The following is a 16,045-nucleotide window of genomic DNA, read 5'->3' on the forward strand; positions in this document are numbered from 1 at the left end:
TTTTATTCAATATCTTGGATACACCAATTGATTTCTTCAATCCCCATTTGATTTAAATACGCGTTTACCTTTGAGAACGGACGACTGCCAAAAAAGCCGTTTCTTGCAGAAAAAGGACTTGGATGAGGTGACTCAATGATGTAATGCTTGTTTTGATCAATACGTTCTTTCTTATTTTGAGCATGTCTTCCCCACAGCACAAAAACGACGGGCTGATCACGTTCATTCAGCACATCAATCACGCGGTCTGTCACACGTTCCCAGCCCTTGCCTTTATGCGAGTTCGCCTCGCCCTTTCTCACGGTCAGCACAGTGTTTAAGAGCAGCACACCTTGCTCTGCCCAGCTCACAAGTGAGCCGTGATTTGGAACAGGACAGCCAAGATCATCCTTTAGCTCCTGAAAAATATTTCTCAACGATGGCGGATGCTTCACGCCAGGCTGAACTGAAAAGCTTAATCCATGTGCCTGACCTGGGCCATGATAAGGGTCTTGTCCCAAAATCACAACTTTGACTTCTTCATAAGACGTCAAATGAAGCGCACGATAAACGTCATCCGGTTTCGGAAAAACGGTCTGCATGCGGTATTCCTCCTTCATCCATTCACGTAATTCTTGATAATATGGCTGTTCAAATTCACTTTTCATCACAGCCCACCAGCTATCATTTAAAAATGGCTTCATTGGGGTTCTCCTCCTTGTGTCTGCTGTGCAAGCCTTGAGATCATCGGTTTTCCGTCCCACACAATCTCACTCTCTGATTCTCGTTTTTTCATCGCTGGTTCTTCTAATAAGACAGCAAAGTTCGCTGTTGGCAAATCGCCCAGCCCGTGCTTTTCACTGAGATCATCTAAGCAGTTCTTCCTTGTCTCACCAAGATCACTAGACTGATTCCCGCCGCCGTCAAAAAACGCATAGATCACACTGGCAGCTAGTACTCGTTTGACCCGGGCATGCTGCGTGACACGTAAGAAAAAGTCCCAATCCCAGTAATGATGCATCGCTGGATCAAAATAGCCAATCTCATCGTGTATACAGCGTTTGTACATACTGCCGGAAGGAACGTATGTAGAAAAGACACGCATATCCTCAATAGCAGCTGTATACGCAAACAGACGTCTTGACACAGGGAAGCGGGTCGCACCTTTTTCTTCAAATGATACAATTTCTGCATCAGAAAAGACAAAATCGGCCTCCTCCAGCGCCTTACTCATACGTTCAATATGACAAGGTGTAAAATAATCATCGTCATCACTCAGCATGATCACATCGCCTGTCAGCTCCCGCACTCCCACGTTTCTAGCATTCACATGCTGGACATTCTCATCTAAATGTATCAAGCGGATCGGAAGTTCGGGGTAGAGTTCCTGAATGATCTCGACGCGCTCTCCTGCATCATTCACAACCACAATTTCAAAAGGCTGTACGGTTTGTCTCGTAATAGATTCAAGCAGCTCACACAGTGCGCTGAGCCGGTTATGTGTCACAATTAATAAGGAAATCTTCATATTCAGCTTACTCCTTTAATAGATTCGTCTTTTTCCATTAAAACATAAAATGGCGTTCTTCTCATGATATAAAAGGCGGTTTGATATGACGGGAAAATGGGAATTTTTGATGAAAAGGAGTGATCATGATGGAATATTTCACAGTAGAAAATAGCAAAGAAGCCAACCAGACCATCGAACAAATACGTTCAACAAAGGATGATATTTTTGTTTTTGCGTACGATCCAGAACGCTCTGATACCGTCACAGAGCATACGAATGCCAAAAGCATGACAGCGGTCGATCAAGGGATTTTAGATCAAATGGCCAATGTCATTCGCACCCGGGATGACGAGCTCATGGCCAAATTGATGTCGGTTGGCGCCGATCAGGAATTAGCTTTATCACTTTTAGACGAACTGAAAAAGGGGAAATTGGTGATTTGTAAAAGGTAAGGGGAAAGGCGTTCTTCCTAGGGTGGAACGCTTTTTTATGTCGTTTCATTGTGATAAATGAAAAAGCTGATTATAATAAGGGATAGAACAGTAACTGTTACACATCACATTGGAGGTTCAGCCACTATGTCTATGAATAAAGCACTCACCATCGCAGGCTCGGATTCAAGCGGCGGTGCAGGTATCCAAGCAGATTTAAAAACGTTTCAAGAAAAAAACGTCTATGGGATGACAGCTTTAACCGTTGTCGTTGCAATGGACCCACATAACCATTGGGATCATCAGGTGTTTCCAATTGATACGGCGACAATTCGTGCACAGCTCTCTACCATTGTAGAAGGCATTGGGGTAGATGCGCTGAAAACGGGTATGCTCCCAACAGTCGACGTGATCGAACTGGCAGCGGACACCATCAAAACATATGACCTAAAAAATGTCGTCATCGATCCTGTTATGGTTTGTAAGGGTGCGAACGAAGTGCTATATCCGGAGCACGCTGAAGCACTGCGCGAAAAGCTTACGCCACTGGCAACCGTCATCACGCCTAACCTTTTCGAAGCAGGTCAATTAAGCGGAATCGGTGAAATCAAAACGATCGAACAAATGGAAGAAGCAGCAAAACGCATTCACGAACTTGGTGCCAAGTATGTGGTCATCACTGGAGGCGGTAAGCTAAGCCCAGATAAAGCGATCGATTTGCTTTATGATGGACAAACCTTCGAACGACTTGAAACAGATAAGATCGACACAGATTACACACACGGCGCAGGCTGCACATTCTCAGCAGCAGTCACAGCTGAACTAGCAAACGGCTCAGACGCGAAAGAAGCCATTTATGCAGCAAAAGAATTCATTACAGCTGCCATCAAAGGCTCTTTTCAGCTAAATGAATACATCGGACCAACAAAGCATTCTGCTCATCGTTTTGATAAGTAGAATAAAAAAAACCGATTCGCCTTTTGGGTGAATCGGTTTTTTTGTTTATCGTAAGCTGAGTCTCTGTGCAAATAACCAATCTGTTAATCCTTTGGTCTCATAAGCAGGCGTCCATGATGCATGATCATACCCATACTTGCTTTCATACTCCGTATAAATTGGCCTTCCACCAGCATTTTGAATAGCCTGAATTGTATTTCTCGCATAGCTGATAGGGATAATGGAATCATCCTCTGCATGAAATGCCCATATTGGCTTGTGTGCTAAAATTCCCGCCTTGCTTGGATCAGCACCACCAGCAATAGAAATCATTGCTGCAAACAAACGAGGATATGTGGTGTTCAACTGATACGAGCCAAATCCGCCTTGAGATAAACCAGTCGCATAAATCCTTTTCTGATCAATCTTATAAGAAGTTAACACATGCTGAAGTACTTCATAGGCTTTGTGTAAATCTGGTGAAAATTGAAATACATTTTTCAGATCGATTTCATTTTGCGCATTTCTTGTTAAAGCAAAGCCCCCATCCACAGTATTTCGCGCCTGAGGTGCTAGTACGTATGCAGGATGTTTCTTTTGAACTTCAGGAGAAGCCCATAAAACTGCACCATCGTTTGCAAGTAACTGCTTTTGATTATCGGTCCCCCTTTCCCCACCTCCATGTAAGAATAGGACTAGAGGATAAGCTTTACCCCTCTTATGGTTTTTCGGAATGTACAACCGATAAGGCATTCCTTGATATTCAAAAGATAAAAAAGATGATGCAATATCCTCTCGTGTGACAAAACGATAATTGTACGTAGAAGTAGCTAGGCGATACTTATTTTTGTAAGCGCTTACTTTTAAGGTTGTATTGGTATCAATATGAATAGGCTTTTTATATCGCTGACTTTGAGATGTCGGCTGACTGCCATCTGTTGTGTAATACAAAGTAGCTTTTGGCATCGGAGAATGGAGAGCCACCTCTTGTGTACGATAATATTGACCAGATGGTAAGGAAGCGGTAGTGTAAAAATTGACGTGTGCGGGGTTCGAGCAGATGAAACGGAAGGACTAAGAAAACTCATAGAAAAAAGGACAATGAGAGCGGTAATCAAATATTTCTTGGTTGCATGGTTCATATCGTTCCTCCTGTATAAGCTTAGATGAATTTTCATTTATTTTGTATCATGACAAAAGAAATATCAACGCTTTCATTTTAATTTTTAATGATCTGACTAAAAAAAGCATACCCATACACAGGTATACTTTTTCACGATACATTCATACCTACTTTTGCTGATCAGATTCTTTCGCCATTTTTCGAATAAAGGCTTCAATAGATTCAACAAATAAGGCATATTCTTTCATTTGTTTATACGTATCTGACAGCTTCTCTTTTAATTCTTCCTGCTCTAGAGAAGGTTCACCGAGAATAGATTGGACTTGAATGAGCAATTCTTTATATTCTTCACGTTTATCTTCAACATGATCTGCCATTGTCTCCAAGCGTTTTCTAGTCGTCGGCTGCTGTTTTGGATTCAAGTAAACAACCCCTTTTTGTCCTACCGCATTTGGATAAACGTCAGCCTCAGCTGTATATATTTTAAAATGATACCATAATTCCACTTGTTATCATATATGTAAAACGTCATCAAACCGCTTCTGACCACCCTTGTATATACATGATATAGCCCCTAAGATACAGGTTGAATTCACTAGAAAAAAGCAGATCATTGATCTGCTTTTCTTTGTAAATGCCATGTCTTTAGTTTAAGCTTTGTTTCATTTCTGCCACTGATTGAGATTGATTTATTTCCCGGGGAAGGAAAATAACGAGCAGTCAATACTTCTCTGCCTCCGTTTACAAAAATCTCAATTGACGATGCATCGATAAAGATGTGAAGGTCGTGTAATTCCTCTATTGCCATTTCTCGAACTTCTTTTGTTCGATCTTCAAATCGATCTCGCTCTAATGTCAGTTTGCCCTCATCTTTATCATAAATGATACGGGCTGCCGCTCGAATACAGCATTCAAACCCTTTTTGTGTATCAATTTGATCAATGAATAACTCTGCGCTCGTAATATCATCTACAGGAATCGATTGGACGGAGCGTTTGATATGGAAAACATGCTCCTGTTCGTTTGTTCTCATCGCCTGGAGCTCAGTAACTGGCCTTTGAATCAGATGTCCGTCTTCATCTAAACGCAGCTCTCTCGGAATGGTGAGGCAGTGTATCCATTGATACGAAATTGTTGGATGATGCTCTTCTCCTTGATCAGGCACTCCCATCCATCCAATTAAAAGTCGTCTGCCTGATTCGTCTAAAAAGGTTTGCTGCGCATAGAAGTCAAAGCCTCGGTCCAGCTCCTCAAACGCTCCGTGCCTATATTGAAAAGTATGGTCATCCAATTTTCCAACAAAATAACCTGATTGATGTGTATTATGATATTTTAAGCCGTCTGGCTTTAATCCCTGCGGCGACACAATCAAGACATCCCGGCCATCTAATTCAAATAGATCTGGACATTCCCACATGTAGCCGAAATCCTCTAATCCATTTTTCCCACTGCCTGCAATGATGCCTTGAAACGTCCAATTGTCTAAAGTATCAGAGGTAAACAGGACGAGATTCCCTTTCAGATTCAGGCTTTGTGCACCTAGAACCATGTACCACTGACCATTTCGCTTCCATACTTTCGGATCACGAAAATGGGCGGTGAATCCTTCTGGCAGCGTCGCCACGACACCTTTTTTCTGAAAATGAATGCCATCCTCTGAAACAGCTAAACATTGATACGTCTCGCGGTTTCCTTGTTCATCTCGAACGTTGCCAGTGTACATCACATACATCTGTCCATCGTCAATGACTGCACTGCCAGAATAACAGCCGTTTTGATCAAACCAATCACTTGGCGCAAGGGCGGCTTCCTCGTGCTGCCAATTCACTAAATCCGTCGATGTGTAATGGCCCCAAAATTTTGCGCCGTGTCCCGTTTTGAATGGCTGCCACTGATAAAAAACGTGGTAAACCCCTTTCCAATGAATCAACCCATTCGGGTCATTTAAAAGACCAACTGGCGGCATTAAATGAAAATGCTGGCGATACACATCTTTTTTCACCAAATGCTCATAGTTTCGAATACGTTCTGCTACCTTTTGACGAAGTGCTGCGTCAGTTGTTGTCATGACTGTGACCACTCCTTGCTTATTTTTCTACTTCTTTTACTTTAAAAATGATAGTGAGAGTAAATGAGACCGCAACAGCAATGAACATACCAATCACATAATTCACCACATTTTGCACACCGAATGGCGCTGCAATCGCAATCATCGGAATACCTGTTAAACCATAGGCATTGGCTGCTACCTTTGTGAAGACAACAAATGCCCCGCCTAATGCGCCTCCAATCATCGCGGCGATAAACGGCTTACGATAGCGGAGATTGACACCGAATATCACGGGCTCGGTAATCCCTAGGAAAGCAGAGAAAGCTGCAGGAAGTGCGATTTCCTTTGTTTTCGCTCGTTTCGCTAAGAAAAAGACCGCCAAGCCTGCCCCGCCCTGTGCTACGTTAGACATCGCCCAGATTGGCAGCAAATAGTTCCGCCCAATATCATTCAGCAGTCCAGCTTCAATCGCATGGAAGCTATGATGAACCCCTGTGAGTACAATGAGTGAGTAGGCTCCTCCGAAAATGAGTCCTGCTAAGAACCCTGCATGATCATAAATAAATGTCAGTGCATTCGAAATTCCTGTACCGAGCATTCTTCCAAGCGGTCCAACAGCAATAAACGTCACAAATCCAGTCACAATGACCGTCACAAATGGAGTCACAAGTAGATCAATACTGTTCGGAACCACTTTTCGTAAATTCTTTTCAACAAGACACATGATGTACACAGTCAATAACACTGGAATGACTGTTCCTTGGTAACCAAGAAGAGCAATATCAAAATTGAATAAATGCATATACTCTGGTTTCGCATCCGTCAGTCCCCACGGGTTGAGCAGGCTCGGGTGAATCATAATCCCCCCAATGACAGCTCCTAAATACGGATTTCCACCAAACTCTTTCGCTGCACTGACCCCAATTAAAATCGGCAAAATGATAAAAGCTGCACTTGAGAACATATCAAGCATTTGGAAGATCGCGGAGCTTGGATCAGCCCATTTGAAGGCTTTCATCATGCCTAATAAGCCCATTAATAAACCGCTTGCAACAATGGCTGGAATGATCGGCACAAAAATATTTGATAACGTCTTTGCAAAACGTGCGAGTGGATTCATTTTTTGTTTCACTGCTTCATCATGGCTGACAGGTTTTTGTTTCTCGTCGTCTGTCTCAAGGCCGGTCTCACGAGCAAATGGTTCATATACTTTGTTGACTGCACCCGTTCCAAAAATGATTTGGAATTGCCCCGAGCTTGAGAAAGCCCCCTTTACCCCTTCAAGTTCCTCAATGGCATCTTTGTCAATCAGTTCCTCATCTTTCATCACCAATCTGAGTCTTGTTGCACAATGCGTGGCACTGATGACATTTTCCTTGCCGCCTAATAGTTCTGTTAATTCTTTAGCTGTTTTTTGATAATCCATGTTGTCTCCTCCTTTTTTAAAGCAAAAAAGACCTAAAATTCACCAACGATAAAAGGACATACACGTCCCCTCGTTACGCAAATTTTAGGTCTTGCCTGCCTGACAGTCACAATCCCACAATATCAAATTTTGATTACGCTTTCATCATAGTATAAGAGCGTGATATGCGTCAACCTCTTTTTTCGAATCTATTGACCCATATACACTATTTAAAGTAGTGTGCACAAAAAAAAGCCTGCATGCAGGCACAACCACTAAACCAATTCGGCATCCTGCAGACGCTGGACATGCAGCGTGATGTAGCCGATCTCCGATTCAGGGAGATGAAGTTCATATTCATTTTTCAACAAATCAGCGAGTCCACGTGCACACTGGTAAGCCAAATCATACTTTGTTTGGATAAAATTCAGCATGTCATCGTCCATAATTTGAAATGCCTCATTTGATTCCAACCTGCTTAATGCATACCTCAAATGTGTCACAAGCCGCTGATAGGAAATACTATCCTCATCAATTGAATGCTGAAAATAGCTTTCTATATGCTCGATCATTTCTTTGATCATCGTTGTATATTTCACGGTCTTTTTCATAGACTCCGTATTCATTTTGGCCGTATGAATATGGAGTGCCACATACCCTGCCTCATCGTCCGGCAGTTCAACCCCAAGCCGATCCTTTACATAACGAATGGCATACTTTCCAATATCATATTCCTGCTTATATAAGACTTTGATCTCACCAAGCAATTTATTATATAGCACAATGCCCTTTTGAATGCGCTCTATAGCAAAGGATAAATGGTCAGTCAGTGATATATGGATATGATCACTAAGCGGCATCATCAGTTCACCCTCTGCATAACTGATGATATGCTCTGCCACCTCAATATGCGCTTCGGGCAATGTCGCAAGAATTTGTTTGAATTTCTCATTTTCTTCACGCACAACAAAGATTTTCTCTATTTTTTGAACGGGAACGACGTCATTTTTCCCCTTCTGAAAAGCAATTCCGGGCCCCATCACAATTTTCTCCTGATCACCTTCCTTTATAACCACTGCATTGTTATTCAATATTTTATATATCTTCAAGGGGTATCCTCTCCCACCAGATAACGTTTCTTATGTGGGATTTTACCCTGTTTCATCTCCCATGTAAAGGTAAGAGCGGACCAGCACGCGCCTCTCTCGTGGTCTTCTCATCAAGCATCATCAGACTTTGCTTAAACGGTTTCTCTGACCTGCGCTTCTTGTTCTTTTCTTCTGCCAGCTTCTCTAGCTCTCTCTCGTTCACAACTTGAAAGAAACGATCATCCACCGCAGCCGCCTGCAAACGTTGCTGCTTCATCATCACACTAGGATTCACAAGCACATTCATCATGAAACCAAACCATACACTCAACCAGTTTTTGAATTTCTTCACTGAACATCCCTCCGCTTTTCTTAGAATCTAGCAGTTCTAGCAAAACAACTGCTCCTATCATATCCCGAGAAAAAAGAGAGGTTTGTCACAATCTGGGTGAAAAAACAAACTAGTTTTCAGAAGTTTTGTTGAAAAGTGGAGAAGATGATCATGTATGAGGATGTTTGAATAAAAATTTTATACACACTATATCCAAAAGATAAGCACACCTTATCAACAGGGTTTATCCACATATCAACACCCTGACACTAGATTTTGTGTATGGGATTTTTTTATTTTCCATATATATATCTAAATAATTGAGTTATCAACAGAAGTTTGTGCATAAGTGAGACTTTATAAACAAAATAGTCCTTTATGACTATGTAAAATAAGACCATTTTAGTAAAGGAATTGTTTTCATCGTATTGAATACTTAATAACGGGCAGTGAATCTTTCCTATTTATCCACAAAAAGAAAGGCTATCTCCCTAAAAACACAGCTAGAAAGGGGAAAATTAATGAAAAAGGTTATCTCTCGTTCTTCTATTCTATTGTTCTCCACTATTTTTATTTTATCCACATTCTTTACAGGTCAACAGGCTAGTGCCGCTCCATCGAACAAACAGGTGGAACTGGAAAAAGCAGAAATCTTCGGTGAAATCAATGTCAAATCTAGAAAACATACCACTGTCATTGTTGAATTAAAGGAAAAATCCTTAGTTGAAGCAAAGCAAGAAGGCAAAGCTCAAACAAAGGCCTCCCTCAAAAAATCTCGAACAAAAATAAAAAATGCAGCACTCAAAGAAGTTGATAAAGCGAGTGTTCGTCAAGAATATGAAAAAGTCTTCTCTGGTTTCTCTATGAAACTTCCTGCAAACGAAATTCCGAAGCTGCTCGCAGTTGACGGAGTAAAAGCCGTTTATCCGGATGTTACATATCAAACAGATGAAGTGAAAAAGGAAAGCATTCAGCTTCCAAATGAAGATGTCTCCCCTCTTATGGATAAAAGCGCTCCATTTATCGGTGCACCAAAAGCTTGGGATGCCGGCTACTCTGGAAAAGGGGTAAAAGTCGCTGTCATTGATACTGGGGTAGACTATACCCACCCTGATTTAAAAGGAAACTTTGGTTTATACAAAGGCTATGATTTTGTTGATAACGATTATTCTCCGCAAGAGACACCTAAAGGAGACCCTAGAGGTGAATCGACAGACCATGGCACACACGTCGCAGGGACAATCGCTGCCAATGGACAAATTAAAGGTGTCGCAAAGGATGCCACACTTCTTGCGTACCGTGTACTTGGGCCAGGCGGTTCTGGGACAACTGAAAACGTCCTTGCAGGCATCGACCGTGCGGTTACTGATGGAGCAGATGTCATGAACCTCTCTCTCGGAAACAGTGTGAATAACCCTGATTATGCCACAAGTATTGCACTCGATTGGGCTATGTCTGAAGGCGTTGTCGCTGTCACATCGAATGGAAACAGCGGTCCAAACAGCTGGACAGTCGGATCTCCCGGCACGTCAAGAGATGCCATTTCAGTCGGAGCAACTCAGCTTCCGTATAGCCTTTACAATGTGAAATTCCCGAACTATTCTACTGCAAAAGTGATGGGCTACTACCAAGAGAGTGATTTAAAAGCACTTGACCAAAAACAAGTCACACTCGTCCATGCAGGTATCGGTGACGAAAAAGCATTTGAAGACATCGATGTGAAAGGAAAGGTTGCCGTGATCGAACGAGGAGCCATTGCCTTTGTTGATAAAGTCGACAATGCAAAAGCTGCTGGTGCAATCGGCGTTGTGATGTATAACAACACCGATGGAGAAATTCCAGTCGATGTACCAGGTCTCGCTCTTCCAACGATTAAGCTATCAAAAGCTGAAGGAACGGCGCTTGTCAAAGCCATTGAGGCTGGAAACAATACAACGACTTTCTCCATTCAATTTGTCAAAGAGCTTAGTGAGCAAGTCGCTGACTTCTCCTCTCGCGGACCAGTTGTGGATACGTGGATGATTAAGCCTGATTTATCAGCGCCAGGCGTCAGCATTGTAAGCACCATCCCAACGCATGATCCTTCTCAGCCTTACGGATATGGCTCAAAGCAAGGAACAAGCATGGCTTCACCGCATGTGGCAGGAGTTGCAGCGATCATGAAGCAAGCAAAGCCATCTTACTCAACAGAACAAATAAAAGCATTGCTGATGAATACAGCAGAAAAACTATTCGACGCAAACGGCAGCCCATTCCCTCACAACACACAAGGGACAGGCAGTGTTCGAATCATCGAATCACTCCAAGCGTCATCTATCGTTTCTGATGCGAGTTATTCTTACGGCACTTTCTTGAAAGAAAAAGGCGTTCAAATCAAAACAAAGAAATTCAAGGTAGAAAACCTATCAAAAGCACCGAAAACGTATACCATTGATTACAAATTTGATGGCAGCGGCATCAGCACAAACGGAACGAAGAAAATCACTGTCAAAGGGAATTCCACGGGGTCCTTTACTTCCGCGGTACAAGTGAACTACGGTAAAACCAAAAAAGGAACGTACCAAGGCAGCATTACCCTTCGCGAAAATGGCAGAAAGGTCACAGAGATTCCGACTTTATTGATAGTAAAAGAACCTGATTATCCGCGCGTCACTTCGGTTTCTGTAGAGCCGGATAACCGTGCTGGAAGCTATGTCATTAGCAGCTATCTGCCTGGCGGAGCTGAAAACCTTGCATTCCTCGTCTACTCGACAGATGGAGAGTATTTAGGTGAAGCAGGTGTTTATCAACACGTTGATAAAGGAGAACACCGCGTAAAATGGAATGGCACAATCAATCAAGGGCAAAAGCTCGAACCTGGTGAGTATACTATGCTTGCGTATGCAAGTCTGAAAGGAAAATCCGACACTGTTCAAACGAAGGAACCTTTCGATATTTACCCTGAATAAATGTGAATCACAAGAAAAGCCTTGTATGAGCGGATCAACTCATCAAGGCTTTTCGATCATATATGGAGGAAAGAGAAACTGATGTTGATATTGCTATGGATCGTTTCTTGTTTTACTGCTTTTTTTCTAACGATCACCTTGGTATATTTTTTCACCCTTTTATATGCGAAACATTCTCGTCCTTTTCATCAAGCATGCGAGCTGACGGTCTATGTGTCCTTCATTTACCCGCTTAGTTTGCTTGTGACAGCCTCGTTTATTTTCATCATGATGCTCCTCTTCCCTCTCTACTGGCTGCGTGGACGTTAAACAGACATACATACGTTATGCATCAAAGGCTTCTTTTAATAAACGATAAGATGTGAGCCGGTCTTGCATGCGGTGAGTGATGGTCACGGCGATCACTTCATTTGTACGATAAGCCTTCGTTAGTGCCGTCAGCTGCTTTTTCACAGAAGATGGCGTCCCCACCACCATCCTTTGACGATTGGCAGCCACTCGTTTTTGTTCATATGGACTATAGGAATAAGCTTGTGCACTTTCATATGAAGGAAAGCCTCCGAGGTTTTGCCCCTGTTCATTGGCGAGTAAAGATAAATCTAAGCTGACTGCCAGTTTTTCTGCCTGCTCCTCTGTTTCAGCACATAAAACGAAGACCGCGAGACTGACGCGCGGCTCATCACCGAATGCTGAAGGTTCGAACCGGTTGATGTATTGCTCCACAGAATCTTCTCCGCCTTCACCATTGATAAATAGTGCAAACGTATAGCCTGCACCTGCTTTTGCCGCAAGTCTTGCACTTCCTCCAGAGGAACCAAGCATCCATACCTCTGGTGCAGTCTCTACTTTCGGAGAAGCGGTTAAATGGGGGAGCGGATAAAATTCATCCGCTAGGTCGTGTAAATAGACCTTCAACTCTTCTACCTGCTCAGGATATTGATCACCTAGACGTTTTCGTTCACCATGATGAAGAGCTATGGAGGAAATGGGCATACCACCAGGAGCACGTCCAATCCCAAGATCGATTCTGCCAGGAGCGAGGGCTTCGAGAACCCTGAAGTTCTCTGCTACTTTATAGGCGCTATAGTGAGGCAGCATCACACCGCCTGACCCAATACGTATATGTGACGTAACAGCTGATAAATGACCGAGGAGCACCTCTGGGCTCGATCCTGCAAGCCGGTTTGAAAAATGATGCTCTGATACCCAAAAACGGTGATAGCCCCACTTTTCTGCCTGCTTTGCCAATTCAACCGTTTGCTTCAAGGCTTCAGCAGGTGTTGCATCTCCAATCAAAGGAGATTGATCCAGTATACTTAATTTCATCTTACTGCTCCTCTTACAGACATCCCCCTCTCTCCATCGAAAGGGGGATGTCTTATTTATTTTCGATTAAAGCCCTTCTCTTTCACAAATTCTCCAAGGAAGGCACGCTTTGGCTGACTAAAGCCGCGAAGCATCTGCTTAGACCAAGTATCGGTTCTCTCTCCGTTTGTCCGTTCTTCATAATATGATGAAATACGGTCATCGTATTCTTTTAAATAACGATCCACATGCGTTTCATCTTGCTGATATGAATTTTCATGATAAATGAGTTCAACTGGCAGCCGTTCCTTTTGTGACGATTGACTCGCTGGATGTCCGACAACCAGACCAAATAACGGCAGCACATATGATGGTGTTTCAAGCAAATCAGAGACTTCTCTCAGTTGATTGCGCAGACCGCCAATATAGCAGATCCCAAGTCCCATTGATTCTGCGGCTATACTCATATTTTGCGCAGCGAGCGCCGTATCAATGACGCTAATGAGAAAGGCTTCTGTATTCTCAAGCGCCTCCTGATGATTCTTCCCTGCTTTTTTTGCAATATCATCATGGCGTTTCAAGTCTGCACAGAAGACAAAGAAATGCCCATTCTTCTCAACGTATGGCTGATTACCAGCCAGTTCAGCAAGCTTGGCCTTCTTCTCTTGATCTGTCACACCAATAATACTGTACGCCTGTACATAGCTTGATGTCGAAGCAGCCTGTGCACTTTTAATGAGTGTCAGCACCTCTTCTTCGGACAAACGCTCGTCTGTAAACGAACGGATGGACCGATGATTTAATATCGTTTCTATCGTTTTGTTCAATTCGAAGACCTCCTTCACTTCTACTATCATAAGATAAAGACATATGGCTTTTCAAAAATTAAAACTCGAATGAAAAAAGACAGTCTATGCTTAGACTGCCCTTACCCGTTTTATTTAAATAAATAACTTTGGTATTTCGTTAATTGAACACTTGCATTATAAGCAATCCCAAATCCAATGAGAACAGATAAGACAGAGCTTCCTCCGAAGCTGATAAATAGAAGCGGAATTCCTGTTACAGGCATCACACCTATGTTCATCCCAATGTTCTGGAACGTATGGATCACAATAAGTGCTGTATATCCTACACAGAAGAATGACGCAAATCGGCTATAAGGATGGATACGGTCAATCAGTACGACAAGCCGGTAGATCAAGAAGAAGAACATGATCACAACAAACGCACAGCCAATAAAGCCAAACGCTTCTCCTATAATGGAGAAAATCATATCTGTTTGTGCTTCTGGGACATAGACTTTTAAGTTTTTAACTCCATTCCCAAAAATCTGTCCAGCACCAATAGCCATAATGGCCTGGTCTACTTGATATTTATCAGACCCGGACGCATCCTGAGTCTGCGCTTGATTGGCTGATGTAGAGCTATCAGGCAGCCAAGCGGTAATCCGGTTAATCTGATACTGCTGAATGCCAATTGTTTTTGCAACATCAGGGAAGAGAATGATCACGGCTAACACAGCGGCAACTAAAAGCACAACCACAGAACCGATGAGAGAAATCAGCTTCCAATTGACCCCTGATAAAAACACCATCACAACGACAATAAACATACAGACAGCTGCTGTACCTGCATCCTGTAGGAAAATCAATCCAACTGGAACAGCTGCTACACCGGCAATTTTTAATAGTAGGAAGATATCGTCTTCTAATGTCCGTTTTCCTCTAGGACTTGACTTGCCGATGACTGATGCAAGCATCATAATCAAACCAATTTTCATGAACTCTGAGGGCTGAAGTGTCCCAATCCCCGGTATCACAAACCAGCTTTTTGCACCGTTTTTAATTGGGGCAAAATCATGACCTCCGATTTGTGCAGGAGCGACTTTCAGAAAAAGTAACAACAGAATGCCGCCTATAAAAATATAAAGACTTAGCTTCTCTAATTGCTCCAAATCAAAGTAATTTATGGCTACAATACATATAACGCCGACCATGTAGTATATGATCTGCCTCGTCCATGCATTAGATCCATACTGCCCAAATTGACCCGCAGCATAAATTGCAATGACACTAATGGCAAAGAAGGCTAAAAATATAAAAATTAAATCCCCTTGATAGTACGGAGATGTATTCTGCTTGTTCATGAACTAACCACCCTTATTACACAACATAAAAGCCCTTATTTATATTAGATTGAAATTTTCACAAAAGCAACTCACCTTAAATATGACGGAAGATACATCCGAAAGGTTCCAATCATTTTTCAAAAAATGAAATACTTTTCATCCTAACAATAGGAAAAAATTCCTCTATACTCTTTCCATTCAACCGATCATGAGTCCTTTAAAAAGATTATTTTACAGATATTAAGGGGAAAATTCAATGACCTATGTGGTGATATAACAAGCTATGATCATGCCAGCATAAGCTGTACGGAGAGAAAAGGAAAAAGCCGCTTTCTACGGAATAAGGCCCATTTTCCAATAATTGCGTTTACTTCAAAGTCAATTGTGGTATAATACTTGTAACAAAATGTTCACAATATCTCCTAAAAACAGACACAATTGCATCCTGACCTCTCATTTGAATTGAACATCAACTTACAAAGGAGTTGGATACGATGGATATGTTCTTTGCGTACCTATGTATTGCAACGGCTACACCCCTGTTTTTATGGCTTGAAAACAGAAAAATTGCACTAGCTTCTATTCCACCTATTATGATTATGTGGATTTTCTTCGGTCTTTACATGACAAGCAGTTTATCTCCAGCAGGACATACCTTCATGATCGCATTCTTTGCCATTAACGTCATTTTGGCACACGTTGCAGCGTTCCTCATTTATGGACTTCCATTCATTCGCAAAAGATTCAGCAGCACCAGATAAACAACGCACCAATTATTGGAGGCGTTATCAACATCATGATAAAAACC

Annotated in this window: 15 protein-coding genes; 4 read left to right on the forward strand and 11 right to left on the reverse strand. The window is 42.3% G+C overall.

The genetic code is table 11. The annotated features are described in order from the left end of the window. Positions 1-2: 2 nt before the first annotated feature. Together SB660_RS03720 and SB660_RS03725 are read right to left on the reverse strand one after the other, a co-directional pair. Positions 3-683 (reverse strand): uracil-DNA glycosylase, encoded by a 681-nt coding sequence (locus SB660_RS03720; protein ID WP_410581408.1) that lies wholly within the window; start codon positions 681-683, stop codon positions 3-5. Continuing rightward, positions 680-1,507 (reverse strand): glycosyltransferase family 2 protein, encoded by an 828-nt coding sequence (locus SB660_RS03725; protein ID WP_410581410.1) that lies wholly within the window; start codon positions 1,505-1,507, stop codon positions 680-682. Before SB660_RS03725 ends, SB660_RS03720 begins: the two co-directional genes overlap by 4 nt. A gap of 128 nt (positions 1,508-1,635) precedes the next feature. Between SB660_RS03725 and SB660_RS03730 the strand changes: the two genes are divergently transcribed. Then, positions 1,636-1,941: a general stress protein gene (locus tag SB660_RS03730; RefSeq protein ID WP_410581412.1), complete on the forward strand. Its 306-nt coding sequence runs from the start codon at positions 1,636-1,638 to the stop codon at positions 1,939-1,941. A 126-nt stretch (positions 1,942-2,067) separates the two neighbouring features. Then, the gene (locus SB660_RS03735) at positions 2,068-2,877 is read left to right on the forward strand and encodes a bifunctional hydroxymethylpyrimidine kinase/phosphomethylpyrimidine kinase (RefSeq protein WP_410581413.1); all 810 of its coding nucleotides are present in this window, start codon (positions 2,068-2,070) and stop codon (positions 2,875-2,877) included. A gap of 45 nt (positions 2,878-2,922) precedes the next feature. Here SB660_RS03735 and SB660_RS03740 read toward each other — a convergent pair whose 3' ends face one another. The 6 genes from SB660_RS03740 to SB660_RS03765 form a co-directional block, all read right to left on the reverse strand. Next, positions 2,923-3,822 (reverse strand): FN3 associated domain-containing protein, encoded by a 900-nt coding sequence (locus SB660_RS03740; protein ID WP_410581415.1) that lies wholly within the window; start codon positions 3,820-3,822, stop codon positions 2,923-2,925. A 324-nt stretch (positions 3,823-4,146) separates the two neighbouring features. Next, positions 4,147-4,401, reverse strand: coding sequence for a hypothetical protein (locus SB660_RS03745; protein ID WP_410581417.1), 255 nt, complete (start codon positions 4,399-4,401; stop codon positions 4,147-4,149). A gap of 188 nt (positions 4,402-4,589) precedes the next feature. Continuing rightward, positions 4,590-6,047: a sucrose-6-phosphate hydrolase gene (locus SB660_RS03750; protein WP_410581419.1), complete on the reverse strand. Its 1,458-nt coding sequence runs from the start codon at positions 6,045-6,047 to the stop codon at positions 4,590-4,592. A 19-nt stretch (positions 6,048-6,066) separates the two neighbouring features. Then, positions 6,067-7,455, reverse strand: coding sequence for a sucrose-specific PTS transporter subunit IIBC (locus SB660_RS03755; protein ID WP_144493158.1), 1,389 nt, complete (start codon positions 7,453-7,455; stop codon positions 6,067-6,069). 254 nt (positions 7,456-7,709) lie between these two features. After that, positions 7,710-8,543, reverse strand: a complete 834-nt coding sequence (locus SB660_RS03760; RefSeq protein WP_410581421.1) for a PRD domain-containing protein — start codon at positions 8,541-8,543, stop codon at positions 7,710-7,712. Positions 8,544-8,595: 52 nt separating this feature from the next. Next, positions 8,596-8,874 (reverse strand): hypothetical protein, encoded by a 279-nt coding sequence (locus tag SB660_RS03765; protein WP_410581423.1) that lies wholly within the window; start codon positions 8,872-8,874, stop codon positions 8,596-8,598. Positions 8,875-9,374: 500 nt separating this feature from the next. Between SB660_RS03765 and SB660_RS03770 the strand changes: the two genes are divergently transcribed. Beyond that, positions 9,375-11,801 carry a S8 family peptidase gene (locus SB660_RS03770; RefSeq protein ID WP_339164402.1) on the forward strand — a complete coding sequence of 809 codons (2,427 nt, stop codon included), beginning with the start codon at positions 9,375-9,377 and terminating at the stop codon, positions 11,799-11,801. A 324-nt stretch (positions 11,802-12,125) separates the two neighbouring features. Here the strand turns inward: SB660_RS03770 and SB660_RS03775 are convergent, their stop codons facing one another. The 3 genes from SB660_RS03775 to SB660_RS03785 form a co-directional block, all read right to left on the reverse strand. Then, entirely contained in the window at positions 12,126-13,127 is a 1,002-nt protein-coding gene (locus tag SB660_RS03775) for an LLM class flavin-dependent oxidoreductase (RefSeq protein ID WP_061409953.1), read from the reverse strand. 56 nt (positions 13,128-13,183) lie between these two features. Beyond that, a complete protein-coding gene (gene nfsA / locus SB660_RS03780; RefSeq protein WP_180309880.1) occupies positions 13,184-13,933 on the reverse strand; it encodes an oxygen-insensitive NADPH nitroreductase in 750 nt (249 codons plus the stop codon). 110 nt (positions 13,934-14,043) lie between these two features. After that, entirely contained in the window at positions 14,044-15,255 is a 1,212-nt protein-coding gene (locus SB660_RS03785) for an FtsW/RodA/SpoVE family cell cycle protein (RefSeq protein WP_058013388.1), read from the reverse strand. Between the two features lie 476 nt (positions 15,256-15,731). On the opposite strand from SB660_RS03785, the gene SB660_RS03790 reads away from it, so the two are divergent. Beyond that, entirely contained in the window at positions 15,732-15,998 is a 267-nt protein-coding gene (locus SB660_RS03790) for a spore morphogenesis/germination protein YwcE (protein WP_058013387.1), read from the forward strand. Positions 15,999-16,045 lie beyond the last annotated feature (47 nt).

This window comes from Bacillus sp. SIMBA_005, assembly GCF_046535585.1.
Lineage (GTDB): Bacteria > Bacillota > Bacilli > Bacillales > Bacillaceae > Bacillus > Bacillus pumilus.

Coding starts and splice junctions, on each gene's coding strand:
- SB660_RS03720 (WP_410581408.1), bottom strand. CDS start 683: ATGAAGCCATTTTTAAATGATAGCTGGTGGGCTGTGATGAAAAGTGAA.
- SB660_RS03725 (WP_410581410.1), bottom strand. CDS start 1,507: ATGAAGATTTCCTTATTAATTGTGACACATAACCGGCTCAGCGCACTG.
- SB660_RS03730 (WP_410581412.1), top strand. CDS start 1,636: ATGGAATATTTCACAGTAGAAAATAGCAAAGAAGCCAACCAGACCATC.
- SB660_RS03735 (WP_410581413.1), top strand. CDS start 2,068: ATGTCTATGAATAAAGCACTCACCATCGCAGGCTCGGATTCAAGCGGC.
- SB660_RS03740 (WP_410581415.1), bottom strand. CDS start 3,822: ATGCCAAAAGCTACTTTGTATTACACAACAGATGGCAGTCAGCCGACA.
- SB660_RS03750 (WP_410581419.1), bottom strand. CDS start 6,047: ATGACAACAACTGACGCAGCACTTCGTCAAAAGGTAGCAGAACGTATT.
- SB660_RS03755 (WP_144493158.1), bottom strand. CDS start 7,455: ATGGATTATCAAAAAACAGCTAAAGAATTAACAGAACTATTAGGCGGC.
- SB660_RS03770 (WP_339164402.1), top strand. CDS start 9,375: ATGAAAAAGGTTATCTCTCGTTCTTCTATTCTATTGTTCTCCACTATT.
- SB660_RS03775 (WP_061409953.1), bottom strand. CDS start 13,127: ATGAAATTAAGTATACTGGATCAATCTCCTTTGATTGGAGATGCAACA.
- SB660_RS03785 (WP_058013388.1), bottom strand. CDS start 15,255: ATGAACAAGCAGAATACATCTCCGTACTATCAAGGGGATTTAATTTTT.
- SB660_RS03790 (WP_058013387.1), top strand. CDS start 15,732: ATGGATATGTTCTTTGCGTACCTATGTATTGCAACGGCTACACCCCTG.